This window comes from Streptomyces sp. YS-3, assembly GCF_045257485.1.
In the GTDB taxonomy this organism is placed as follows: Bacteria; Actinomycetota; Actinomycetes; order Streptomycetales; family Streptomycetaceae; genus Streptomyces.
The window spans coordinates 1-12626 of sequence record NZ_JBJHPC010000167.1 but is presented as its reverse complement, the minus strand read 5'-3'; the positions used below and the strand labels follow the sequence as shown (position 1 = coordinate 12626).

Here is a 12626-nt window from a genome sequence, read left to right as displayed (position 1 = left end):
CGCCCGTACGTCCCCTCGGAGCTGGCGGGAGGCGACCGTGGCTGACGCCACCAGCTCTCCCGATCCCCGCTCCCGCCACCTCGGGCAGGCGAGAACGGCCCCCGGCAGGAAACGCGGTAATCCCCCAGCCGCCGGCCCGACCCAGGCCTGCGAACCACCGCGCGCCCGGACGTCGGCTTCACGGCGGTCCGATCGTCGAGACCATCGGCCGCACCGACACCACGGGCGTCGCCCGGCCCCACGAGGCCTCGATCCATAGACAGCGCAGTCGACTTGAGGAGAGAAAAATGAAAGCGAAGGACCGCCGGTTGCCCGGTGAGCAGAACCTGATCGCCGGGATGCTGGTGGACGCGGTGGGCACTGGCATGTACGTGCCGTTCAGCCTGGTCTTCTTCCAGCGCATCACCGACCTGCCACTGGCGACGATCGGGACCGTCCTGACGGTCGCCGGACTGCTGGCGATGGGGGCCATGCCGGTCGGTGGCTGGGCCGTCGACCGGTTCGGCGCCCGGCGGGTGCGGCTGGTCCTCTACCTGATCCGCGGTCTCGGCTTTCTGGCCTTCCCGCTCGGCACCAGCCTGCCGGTCTTCGCCCTGGTCGCCACCCTCACAGCGGCCGGCGCCCAGGCGTTCCCCGCCACCCAGCAGGCCCTGATCGGCGACCTCGCCCAGGGGGAGCACCGGGACCGGCTGATGGCACTCGCCCGCAGCGTGAACAACGCCGGTCTCGGCGCCGGTGGCCTGCTCGCCGCAGGACTGGTCCAACTCGGCGGTGACGGCGGCTTCCTGGCGGTCGCCTGGCTGAACGCGGCCACCTTCTTCATCGCGGCACTCTTCGCGCTACGGATCACGACACCGCACCCGGCCCGCCTGGCGACCGACCGAGAGCGGGCCGGCTACCGCGCGGTGCTGCGCGACCGCCCCTACACCGGGCTCACCGTGGCCAACTTCCTCATCGCCCTGGGGTACTCGGCCCTCAGTGTGCTGTTGCCGGTGTACGCCGTGACCCAGTTCGATCTGCCCGCCTCGGTGGCCGGTCCGCTGTTCGCCGTCAACACCGCGCTCTGCGCCTTCGCCGGCGTACCGGTCGGCAGACTCGGCCGGCGCTTCACCCGACGCACCCGGGTGGCCGCGGTCGGCGCCCTGATCTTCGCCGCCGCCTTCCTCGGCTACGCCCTGCTGGGCGCCATGCCCCGCGAGAGCGTGATGACCGGCCTGGTCGGACTGCTGGTCCTCTACACCATCGGCGAGCTGGTGCACAGCCCGAGCGCGGGCGCGCTTTCAGTGAGCGCCGCTCCCACCGAAGCGCGTGGCCGCTACCTGGCGACCTATCAGCTGTCGTGGGCCCTGTCCCAGACCCTGGCCCCATCCCTGTTCACCGGGCTGCTGACGCTCGACGGCCGGCTGCCCTGGCTGGTGCTGGCCGCCAGCTCGACGGCGGGGGCTGCCATGCTGCTCGCCCTGGAGCGGCGCCTGCCGCCCGAGGCCGTGTTCACCACGGCGGTCGATGCCCTGCCGCCCACCCGCGCCGAGACCGCCGAGCCGAGGTCGCTCAGCCAAGGACGCGCCGGATAGCACCCCGCCAGTGTCCTTGCAGAGGCTTTCACCCGCTGCCTAAACCGACGCGAACATGGTCGACTTCGGCAGGCCCTGGTGTTTGCCCCGGTGCGACTTTGAAGGGGAAACCGAAGTAGGAGACCATGCGGTGACACTCAAAGCGAGCGGCGCCACAGTCAGGCCCCTACATGGATGTAGGGCGCCCACAGCCACGGTGTCGCGTGAATCTCCTGCTCCTCAATAAGTGTTCTGAGAGTCTGGTGCAGGGCGATCGCGGCGTCTTCGACGTTCAGGTCTCCGGCCGCGCCCCGCAGCGCGGTGTAGAACCCGGTGGCGACATCGACGGCGGTTTCGTCGTTGATGGGCCACAAGGTGCCGATCACGTGTGGGTAGCCGGCCAGTTGCATGGCCCCGGCCAGGTGGATCGCCTCGTCCAGCAGGTCTGCGGCGTGGTTGGCCGAAGTGTTGCACGCCGACAGATAAGCCAGGCGTGCCGTGTGTAGGTCGACCGGAGCCAGGGCCGCGACGGTGAGCGGATGATCCCGGTGGTCGTGCAGCAGAAGACGGCTGTTCGAGGGGTTGTCGGCGTCGCTGACGCCGTGGCAGGCGAAGTGAGCGATCGTGCAGGCCGACATCTCCGCGAGGACGCGTTCCCGCGTCGGCGGGGCCTGCGCCGGCGCGCCCTGCTGCGGGCCGCTGAGCGTCACAGGGCTGGGCAGCAGCTCGGCCAGGCGCGCGGCCTCCATGGGGACGTACCGCAATTCTGCGCCGTGCAGCTCCTCGGGCAGGTCCGGGGTGGTGGGCATGGCGACAATCAGTGAGGACGCCGCCGTGACGTTCGGGCGGGGCCGGCGGGCGTGGCCCAGGGCCCGAACAGTCGGAGTGTGGGAGGACACGACACGATCGGCCACCCTCCGCCGGCCCGGGTCGGATTCGTCTTCGTAGTGTCCGGCGGCGTGCAGCGGCATGAGTCCCAGCAGGCCGCCGGTGGCCCACCACACCCGTGGCCAGGCCGCACCGGGAAGCGGTGGGTGGCGGTGCCCCAAGTGGTCCAGCAACGGTTCGGCGACCTCGTCCCACAACCAGGCCAGCGTGTTCAGCAAGGCCTGACTCGCTTCGCGGCCCACGTCTTCCGAGCCGTGGACGTCGTCCAGCCCACGATGGAAGACGTCGATGTGCTCGACCAGGGCCTCCGGTGTCAGGCCGGGCAGTGGCACCGCGGTGACGCCGTCGGTGGTGAGGATCAGGGCCGCGCTGTGGTGGAAGCTGACGGTGAAGCTGACGACCGGCCCGGCCGCTGCCTGGACTCGCAGCTGTTCCATCGACGGTGGCAGGCCGAAGGACTCGAAGCCCGGCAGCGCTCGGATCCGCTCCAGGACCGCCGCCAGCTCGACCGCCCACTCGGCGCGGGTGCTGCCGGCCACCGCGCCGTCGGCCGGGTCGGCGGTGACGAGACGACCGTCGGACTCGGCGTCCAGCAAGGTGCGCAGCTCGGTGAGCCTGCGGGCCAGTTCGGGGTGTTCGGCCTGAAGGTCGGTGACGTCGCTGCGCAGGCCCATGGCCCGGCTGAGCAGCACTCCACGCCCGGCCTCCAACAGCGCCAGAGCCCGCTCGGCCCGCTGGCCTTCGGGCTTGGAGGTGTCGAGCAACGCCAACGCTGCCGCGTCGGAGGACAGGCCGCTGAAGCGCCTGAGCGCGAACTGGCGGTCGTCACGGAGCAGTCGGTCCGAAGCGATCTCGGGCAGCAGGCGTACGGCCTGTTCGAAGAGATCGGCGGCCCGGCCGGGGTCGGTGACCCCGATTAGCGTCCCCGCCTGCAGCGCGGCGTGGATCCGGTCGGTCGGAGGTGCTGAGGGCAACGAGGCCGCCTGCTCGAGGAGGTCAGCGGCCTGCTCCGCGGCCTCGGGGTCGGCGCCGCGCTCGGCCTGGATCCGCAGCCCGTTGCCAAGCAGGGTGAGCATGAGGGCACGGTCGGCGTGGTCGTCCGCGGTGGTCTCCACGGCCAGCGCCGCGACACGGATGGCCTCGTCCAGGCTGGCCGGGTCGCCGGTTTGCTCGAACCGGGTCTGCAACGAGGTGCTGAGGTTGGTCAGCATGAGGGCACGGGCGGGGTGGTCCTCGGCGGTGGCCGCCACGGCGAGGGCGGCCACCCGCACGGATTCGTCCAGGTCGGCCGACGCGCCGGTGTGTCCGAACCGGGTCCGCAGGGTGACGCCGAGGTTGGACAGAATCCTGGCGTGTTCCGGACGGTTGTCGGAGCCGCTCTCCACGGCCAGGGCACCCAAGCGCACAGCTTCGTCGAGGTCTGCCGGATCGCCGGTGCGCTGGAACCGGGACGTCAACGCGATGCTCTGGTTGGACATCCGGGTGGCGCGGTCGGGGTGGTCCTCGGCGAGGGCCCCCAGGACGAGCGTGCCCACGCGTACTGCTTCGTCGAGGTCCGTCAGCGTACCGGTGAGCTCGAACCGGGTGACCAGGGCCGCGCCGAGATTGGTCAGCCACTTGATGCGGTCCGGATCGCCGTCAGGGGTGGCTGCCACGGCCAGGCCCCCCATCTGCACGGCCTTGTCCAGGTCGGGCAGTGCGCCGGTGCGTATGGCTCGCGTCCGAAGCGCGTTGCCCAGGTTGGCCATGGTGAGGGCTCGCCCGGGGTAGTCCTCGGGAAGGCTCACCAGGACCAGGGTGCCCATGCGTACGGCTTCGTCGAGGTCCGCGAGCGCCCCGGTGCGCTCGAACCGGGCATGCAGCGCGGCGCAGAGGTTGGACAGCCATTTGGCGCGGTCGGGATGGTCGTCGGCGGTGGTCTCCACGGCCCGGGTCATCATGCGCACGGCCTCGTTCAAGTCCGTCAGCCCGCCGATACGCATGAACCTGGCGAGCAGTGCGGCACCGAGGTCATTCAGGATGCCGGCCCGGTGGGGATGGCCGTCGGCAGCGGACTCCACGGCCAGGGTCGCCACCTCCACGGCTCGGTAGAGGTCCGGCAGCGCGTCGGTGCGCAGGAACCGCGTCCGTAGCGCGCTGCTGAGATTGGTCAGGATGAAGGCCCGGTTGGGATGGTCCGGGGGCGTGGCCTCGACTGCCTGGACCGCCACCTCCACGGCTTGGTCCAGGTCGGCCAGAACGTCTGTCCGGTCGAAACGGGCTCGCAGCGCTTCCGCGAGGTTGGACAGCATGGCGACGCGGTCGGGGCTGTCGTCGCCGGCGGCCTCGGCGGCCAGGGTCTGCAAGCGTACGGACTCTGCCAGGTCGGCCTGTGAGCCGGTGCGTTCGGACCGGGCCTTCAACGCGCCCGCGAGGCTGACCAGCCTCGCGGGGCGGCCGGGATGGTCTACGGGGGTGCGTCCCACAGCCAGGGTCGCCATGTCCACCGCCTTGTCCAGGTCGTCCAGCGCACCGGTGCGGGCATACCGGGTCCGTAGCGCGTTGCCCAGGCTGGACAGCCACGTGGCGCGGCCGGGGTCACTCTCGGCAGTGGTCTCCACAGCCAGGGTGCCCACGCGGACGGCCTCGTGCAGATCGCTGAGCGCGCCGCTGCGTTCGAACCGGGCAAGCAGCGAATTCGAGAGATTCGACAGCATCACGCCGCGGCCGGAGTGGTGACCGGGGCTGTTTTCGACGGCCAGGGTACCTACGCGGATGGCTTCGTTCAGATCTGTCAGCGCACCGGTGCGCTCGAACTGCCGGTGCAGCGCACCACCGAGGTTGGTCAGCATGATGGTGCGGCCCGGGTGACTCTCGGGGGCGGTGTTCAGAGCCAGAGTGCCCAGACGTACGGCCTCGTCCAAGTCGGCCGGATCGCCGGTCTGCCCGAACCGGGCCAGCAGCGCGATGCTGTGGTTCGCCAGCATGCTCGGGCGATCGGGATGGTTCTCCGGCGTCGATTTCACCGCCAAAGCCCCCAGGCGCACGGCCTCGCTCAGATCGGCTGATACGCCTGTGTACTCGAACCGGGTCCGTAACGCCTCGGCGCAGATGGAAAACAGCTTGGCGGCCTCGAAGTAGTTCTCAGGGATGATGCCCAGTGCCAGGGTGTCCATACGGATGGCCTCATTGAGGTCTTCGAGCACACCTGTTCGCTGGAAACGCATCAGCAAGGTCGTACCGAAGGCGGAGAGCAGAGCCGGACGGTTCGGGTGATCCTGGGCTGTGGCGTCGATGATGCGCCGCCACCGTTGGACGGCCTGTGTCACCAGCTCTGGATCCGGCGAGAACTGCGCCCGTTGGCTGAGCTCCATCGTGCTTACCGCGGCACGCTGCACCAGGTGGGGGATCACTTCCTCCGGCAAGTCCTGGTTCCCGGTCAGAAAGCATGGATCGAACGAGGAAAGGGCCTGTTCCACCGCATGCTGATCCGCGCCGTAGGGCAGCGCGCAAGACCGGTACCAGTGCAGCCACCCGAGCGTATGGCAGCACTCGATGTCGCCCGGTCCACCTCCGGCCTGTCGCAGCTGTTCGGCAAGAGTGTCGACACCGGGATCCAGCGCCAGTGTGTAGTCGCGTGTTTGCCGGATCTTGGTCAGAAGCCCTCTGACCTGCGTCACCAGCTCAGTCCTGCGGTCCATGCGGTCCCCCACCCCGGTCCCTGTGGTGTGTCGGACGCCACCGTATCGGCACCGCGCGTGATCATCAGAGTGCTTTGTGTAATCACTGGATCGTCTCGAAAGCCACACGGCTCTGGCTTATGCTGGCCGGACCGGCCGCGCCCGGTGGCCGACGCTGGGGGGATCGCCGTGAACCAGGCCGCAGGTCGGTCCGCCGACCAGGTCGCCCGAGGGCTCGCCTATGTCTGCGAACATCGCTCGTATATCGAACGGGCCATCGCCGAGAGCTCGGACGACCAACGCGCGGCGCTGACCAGACTGACCGATCCGACCGGCACCACGGATGTCGCCGCCGACCTGGAGCAGATCCATCGCGCTCTGCGTACCGCTCGCGACTCCCTGGGCGTATACGGCCAGGCTGGCGTTCGTGGCTTGGTTCACGCCGTCGGGGTCGAGCAGGGGCCCTTCGAGCCCGTGCTGCGCTGCCCCCGGCGCGAGTACCCCTGCACGCGCTTCGCCCAGCCGGGTCCGGGAGCCGTTTCCAAGTGTGCACTGACCGGTATGGAGCTGGCCCGGGGCGAGTTGCAGCAGTGACCGGTTTTCTGGGCCTGCTGGGCCAGAAACTGGCGGAGCGCTGGCTGACCCTGTTGGTCCTGCCCGGTGCGCTGTATCTGGCCGCCGCCGCTTGCGCCCGCGCCCTGGGCCAGACCCATCCCTTCGCCGTCAGCCGCATCAGCGGCCGGATTACCACCTGGTCTCATTCGGGGACCGCGGCGACCACCGCGGGACAAGTGCTGGTGTTGGCCGGGATCTTGGCCGGCGCGGCGGCCGGCGGGCTGGCCGCCCAAGCTCTCGGTTCCGCCGTCGAGCGCGGGGTGCTGGCTGCGGACTGGGGCCAGTGGCCCTTCCCGGCACGCAATCTCGCCGCCCGGCGCACCGCCTCGCGCCGGGCGCGATGGGACGCCGTGCACGAGGAGTACAGCGCCCTGTACCGGGCTGCCGGGCCGACCGGCGCCCCGGTCACCGACGAGGACCGAGACCGTCGGCTGGCGGCCTGGCACAGGAGAGCCCGTATCGCCGCCGAGCGCCCGGCACGGCCGTCCTGGAGCGGCGACCGCATCAACGCCGCTGCCGTACGCCTGAAACGGGACCGGCACCTGGACATGGGTACGCTGTGGCCGCACCTGTGGCTGACCATGCCTGAGACGACCCGCATCCAGATCACAGACGCCCGGCAGGACCTGGCCCGGGCCACCGCACTCGGCGGCTGGGCATTCCTGTACGCCGCGCTGACCTGGTGGTGGTGGCCGGCAGCGGTCCTGGCCGCGGTACTCGCCACCGTCGCACGGCACAGAATCCGCGCCGCAACCGACACGTACGCCACCTTGTTGGAGGCCGCAGCCAGACTCCACACCGGCGCGCTCGCGACCTCCCTCGGTGTCAGCGACGCCGATAGCACGGGCGCCGAGAGCGGCGACGTGGTCATGAGCCTGCTGAGCCCCCTGCCGCCACCCCTGGCCGGGGACTGACGGAGACGGGGTCTGCTACCCGGGCCGGCCTGGTCCCGCTGGCAAGGCCGACCCGCGGGCAACCACTCGCTTGCGTACTCGTCAACACGTCGGAGTACCTCGACAGGGGTCGCCGACTACCGTGTGCCGGAGCTGAAATCGCGCACGGCTTGTTGGTCGGAAGTGACATGGTTGCCGCATGAGTTCGCGGGTCGCCGCTGGTGTAGCGCCCGTGGAGCATCTTGTTGAGGGTGGCGAGCGCGGAGACGGGTTCTGAGTCGTGCAAGGCGGCCGTGCTCCGCTCGTGCCCAGTATGACCCGAACGCGCCGACGTGCCACTCCCCTTCGGTGGCACCGAGCGAGGCGGTGCACGGCGATCACGATGGACCTGTTTCAGCCATCGGGAATGATCGCCATATACTTCCCGGGCTCAACGACCACGGGGGGCGTCGGGCCGGACACGGGGGCGTCATGGAGCTGCGTGACATCGAGATCTTTCTGGTGCTGTCCGAGGAATTGCACTTCGGCCGGACAGCCGAACGGCTGCGGGTTTCCCAAGCCCGCGTCAGTCAGGTCATCCGGAAGCAGGAACGTCGCATAGGTGCCGCGCTCTTCGAGCGCACCAGCCGCACCGTGCGCCTGACCGCCGTGGGGCGCCAACTGCGCGACGACCTGCAGCCGGTCTACGCGGGCCTGCACGCGTCCATGGAACGCGCCCGGCTGGCCGCCCGCGGCGTCACCGGCCGGCTCCGTATCGGCATGATGCCGTTCAACGTCGCTGACCTGCACTCCTATTGGAAGGCTTTCCGGTCGCGGTATCCCCATTGGGAACTGGAGATCCATCAGTTGGTGTATCTCGACCCGTTCGGCCGGCTCCGCAACGGCGACTTCGACGTCCTGGTCGTCTGGCTGCCCGTCGAGGAACCGGATTTCACCGTCGGACCGGTCCTGATGAGGGACCCCCGGATCCTCGCCGTTACCGCCGAGCACCCACTCGCGCAGCGCACCTCGGTACGGCTGGAAATGTTCGCCGACTTCCAGAACGCGATGCCGTCCGGCATCCCCGAATACTGGGAGGACGGCTACCTCCCCTTCAACACACCGCGGGGCCGGCTCATCGAGCGCGGTCGGCCCACGAACAACGCCGAAGACATGATCAACCAAGTTGGCATGGGCGAAACCATCCACGGCTTCCCCAGCCACGTCACCCGGCACTGGGGCATGCCGAACATCCGTTGGATACCCGTCCCTGACCTGGCGACCCTGTCCTATGTCCTGGTCTGGCGGACCGAATCAGAGAACGAGGCAATCCGCGCCCTCGCCGACACGGTCCGCGAACTCGGCGCCTTCCAGTTCTGACGCGCTGCCCCGGTGCTCAGTGGCGACAACCGCTGGGCGGCCCCGTCAATTCGTGGAAGCCACGATGCCGGCGTCCCCGGGCGACGACGCACACAGGACGGCGGGTCGTGGTGGCGACCTCCGCCCTTTGCCGGGGGTCCGCCCAGGGGCCACCGCCGATCCCGGCCATGGCGCGTGACGGCGTCAGGCCGCCGTGCCCCGGGTGCGCCAGACCGTGATCGTGGTGATCAGACCGACGGCTGCGGCGCCCCAGAGCGCGACGTCGAGGCCGGCGGCGTCGACGGCCAGCCCGCCGAAGAGGGCACCGAGGGCGACCGCCAGATTGAACACCGAGGTGTTCAAAGCGGTGGCGGCCTCGGCCTCGCGGGGTGCCGACTGCAGAATCCAGGTCTGGACGCTCACCGGGCCTCCGCCGAAGGCCAGCCCCCAGCCGATCAACAGCACGATCCCGCCCCAAGGGCTTGTCCCGATGAGGGGGAAGAGCGCCAAAACCAGGGCGAGCGAACAGCCGATCATCGTGATCACCCGCCGTACATCGCGCCCCACGACCGCACCGGCGAGGAAGTTGCCCAGGATGCCGGCGACGCCGAACACGAGGAGGAGCGGGCCGACCATGCTCTGACTGATGCCGGAGATGTCCCGCAAGGCGGGGCTGATGAAGGTGAACGCCGCGAAGTGTCCTCCCACCAGCAGGAACGTGGTGAGTACTCCGGTGCGGACGGCCGGGTTGCGGAACTGTGCCGCCAGCGTGCGCAGCCGGACGGGGTCGCGGGCCGGCACGGACGGCAGGAAGAGAAGCAGGGCTACGACAACGAGCAGGCCGAGGCCGCCGACGGTGGCGAACGCGGTCCGCCAACTGCTGTACTCCCCGATCAGTGTCCCGGCCGGGACACCCAGCACATTGGCGGCCGTGGCACCGCCGAAGACAAGGGCGGTGGCCCGACCGACATAAGCGCCGGGCACCATGCTCACAGCGATGCCGGCCGCGAGCGCCCAGAACCCACCGATGCTGATGCCGATGAGGAACCGCGAGACGAGCAGCTCGGCGAAGTCGGAGGTCAGGACGGACAGCACGTTGGCGACGGCCATCAGACCCAGCAGGGCGATCAGGACCGTGCGTCGATCGGCCCGCCGGATGAGGACGGGCAGCAGCGGCGCGGTGGCGGAGGCGACGAGACCCGGCACGGTGACCAACAGTCCGGCGGTCCCCTCGGAGACGTCCAACGAGCCGCCGATGGGAGTGAGCAGCCCCATGGGCAACTGCTCAGCGGTCACCATGGCGAAGGTGCCGACGGCCACGGCCGTCAGCGCGAGCCATCTGCGCAGGGGAACGGAGGGAGCCGAGAAGCCAGGCTCCGACGTCGGCGCGGAACCGCCGGATCTTCGAGCGGATTCGGCTGTGGACAAGACGAACTCCTGGAGGGTGGGATGGGAGAGGAGAATGTGCGGGGAAGGGACGTGGAGAGCGCGGACCTCACGGTCGGGTCACGGCGGCGGAGTAGCGGGTCCCCCACAGGTCGAGCGCCTCGTACTGGGGTCGCCACCTGCGCACGTACACGTGGTGCGCGTGCTTCGGAAGGAGCTGGTCCAGGACCGAGGCAACGGTCCGCTCGTCGGCACCGTCCAGGAGCCAGGGCAGGAACCCCGCCACGCACGGTTCGATCTTTCGGGCATGGGCACGTCCGAAGTGATCCCACTGCTGCTGACTCAAGACCGCCTGAACCAGCGGGAGGACGGTCTCCTCCTCATGGTCGAGGTGCTTGTCGAGGCCGGTGACCAGGCAGTCGACGAGCTCTTCAAGAAGGTCCGGCCCGATGTGGACGTCGGCCAGTCCGTCATCGACCGCTTCGATGAGGAAAACAAGAGCGGCGTGCTCAGCCTCGATCGCCTCAAGCCGCGTCAGGTCGAAGGGCCGACCGGCCAGCGCCCGCCGCAGCGAAGGCCACAGCGCCTCGTCCTCAGCGGCTTGGTGGGCGTGCAGGGCGCTGTGGAACATCCCCCAGCCCGGGGCCACGCGCAGCACACGCCGGAGATCGGCACGATGGACGGCGACGGCCCGGGCGACGTGCCCTAACTCCCTGCGCAACGCGTTGTGCACCGCGTACGTCACGGTCATGTCGAGCCTCTCGCTCACGTCGGTCCCACTCCCGTGCGCCAATGTCGATGGTTTGTCGGGAACCGACAGCACGAGTCGTCCCTGACACGAACCAGCCTCTCCCGGGGTCACCAAAGGATCAACGCAGACTTCGTGAGCCGATCGATAACTCAGCGGTTATCAATGTCCGTCCTCCGGCTCCCGCAAGGCGCCCGGGCGAAGAGGTGCACATGGGCGAGCAGCCACTGGCCTTCGGTCAGGTCCTGGGTGAACTCCGGCGCATCATCCCGCCTTTGCGTGCCCGCGGGCACAGGGCCGACGTCCGTGAGCTGCGCCAGGCCTTGAACGCAGTGCCCTGCTAGAGGGGCGCGCCGACGAGGAAAGCACTACCACACTCGATGACCTTGGCCTGCCACGCCTGCGTCTGCGTCTGCTGTACTCGAGGTCTTCGCGCACGGCGCACCCATGCTGTGCACCGTCCAGTTCCATCAACCGGATGGGCCCGGCGAAAGCGGGGACGTACCTGCGTGAGGACTCGACGGGAACGAACGTGTCCTTGGTCCGGTGGACCAGCAGCGCAGGCGCGCCCACCGCCGCCAAGAAGACCTCCGAAGCGAGATAGGCCGGTGATGTACCGCTCCGGATAGCCCAGCCGCAGACAGAACAGCACCAGGCGCGCGACGTCCTGCGGCCGGTACACAGCATGCAGCGCGGGCCGCGCCACCGGCGAAGGAGGCGGCGAAAACGTGCACCGGCGCCTCGATCCCGCTTTCAGCGCGCAGCCGGTCGCGAGCCCCGCATGTCGTTGGCCACACCGGCGATCGTCACCTCTTCCGGACGGCCACCACTCACCCCATGAGCGCGCCGGTCGAACCGCCGGTTCCTCACCCCGCCAGCTGTCGGACTGGCAGCGATCGCGATGACCTCTTCGGTCCCGCTACCGCGTGGCGCATTGGTGACCTCGTGTGTGTCGGCCCTGAGGGGAACACGCCGACGCAGCGATACGCCAACGCGCCTACGCTCCCGTGGCGCCCGCGTCGATGATGTGCTCGGCAAGTTCACGGGAGGCTGCGGGCACGAGGTCCGGACGTGTCGCGCCGGCGGCGAGTAGGCCGTCGACTAGGAGTAGGAGTTGCTGCGCGGCGAACTGCGGGCGGGCGTGCCCGAGAGCGGTGAACTCGTCCGCGAACAGGCTCTGAACGGTGCGTCGATAGGCCCGGGTGACCTCGCGCCCGGGGTGCTCCGGCTGCGTCAGGGCGAGGTCGGCGGCGAGGTATCGGCAGCCGTGGAAGTCGGGTGCGGCGGCAATGACGTTGAGTCGGTCGTACGCTCCCCCGCCACGCGGCCCACCCTCCACCAAAGGGCTGCGAGGAGGACCGAGAGCTCGAACCTCCTCATCCGCCAAGGAGCGATCACCGAGTTCCTCGACGGCACCGAACGCATTACCAAAACCGATTTGGATCAGATCCGGCTAGACCACCAAGCAGAAGCCCACCACGCCACCGAAAGCCGCTCACCTCGACCACTCTGACCAGGTCCCACCTGCAACACCCCAGCCCCAGCC

General features: G+C 69.5%; 8 protein-coding genes. 4 read left to right on the top strand and 4 right to left on the bottom strand.

Annotated elements, in window-relative coordinates; genetic code table 11:
- Positions 1–287: 287 nt before the first annotated feature.
- On the top strand, positions 288–1574 hold the full coding sequence (locus tag ACJA3G_RS16200; protein WP_406553688.1) for an MFS transporter: 1287 nt from the start codon (positions 288–290) through the stop codon (positions 1572–1574).
- 158 nt (positions 1575–1732) lie between these two features.
- Here ACJA3G_RS16200 and ACJA3G_RS16195 read toward each other — a convergent pair whose 3' ends face one another.
- On the bottom strand, positions 1733–6121 hold the full coding sequence (locus ACJA3G_RS16195) for a CHAT domain-containing protein (protein ID WP_406553687.1): 4389 nt from the start codon (positions 6119–6121) through the stop codon (positions 1733–1735).
- 168 nt (positions 6122–6289) lie between these two features.
- On the opposite strand from ACJA3G_RS16195, the gene ACJA3G_RS16190 reads away from it, so the two are divergent.
- The 3 genes from ACJA3G_RS16190 (at position 6290) to ACJA3G_RS16180 (ending at position 8967) form a co-directional block, all read left to right on the top strand.
- On the top strand, positions 6290–6694 hold the full coding sequence (locus tag ACJA3G_RS16190; protein ID WP_406553686.1) for a hypothetical protein: 405 nt from the start codon (positions 6290–6292) through the stop codon (positions 6692–6694).
- Complete coding sequence (locus ACJA3G_RS16185; RefSeq protein ID WP_406553685.1) at positions 6691–7629, top strand: hypothetical protein; 939 nt, start codon at positions 6691–6693, stop codon at positions 7627–7629. Before ACJA3G_RS16190 ends, ACJA3G_RS16185 begins: the two co-directional genes overlap by 4 nt.
- 450 nt (positions 7630–8079) lie before the next feature.
- Positions 8080–8967: a LysR family transcriptional regulator gene (locus ACJA3G_RS16180; protein WP_406553684.1), complete on the top strand. Its 888-nt coding sequence runs from the start codon at positions 8080–8082 to the stop codon at positions 8965–8967.
- Between the two features lie 183 nt (positions 8968–9150).
- Here the strand turns inward: ACJA3G_RS16180 and ACJA3G_RS16175 are convergent, their stop codons facing one another.
- From ACJA3G_RS16175 to ACJA3G_RS16165, 3 genes are all read right to left on the bottom strand, one after another.
- Entirely contained in the window at positions 9151–10374 is a 1224-nt protein-coding gene (locus tag ACJA3G_RS16175) for an MFS transporter (RefSeq protein ID WP_406553683.1), read from the bottom strand.
- Between the two features lie 67 nt (positions 10375–10441).
- Complete coding sequence (locus ACJA3G_RS16170; RefSeq protein WP_406553682.1) at positions 10442–11101, bottom strand: hemerythrin domain-containing protein; 660 nt, start codon at positions 11099–11101, stop codon at positions 10442–10444.
- Between the two features lie 976 nt (positions 11102–12077).
- Positions 12078–12419, bottom strand: coding sequence for a hypothetical protein (locus ACJA3G_RS16165; RefSeq protein ID WP_406553681.1), 342 nt, complete (start codon positions 12417–12419; stop codon positions 12078–12080).
- Between the last annotated feature and the right edge of the window lie 207 nt (positions 12420–12626).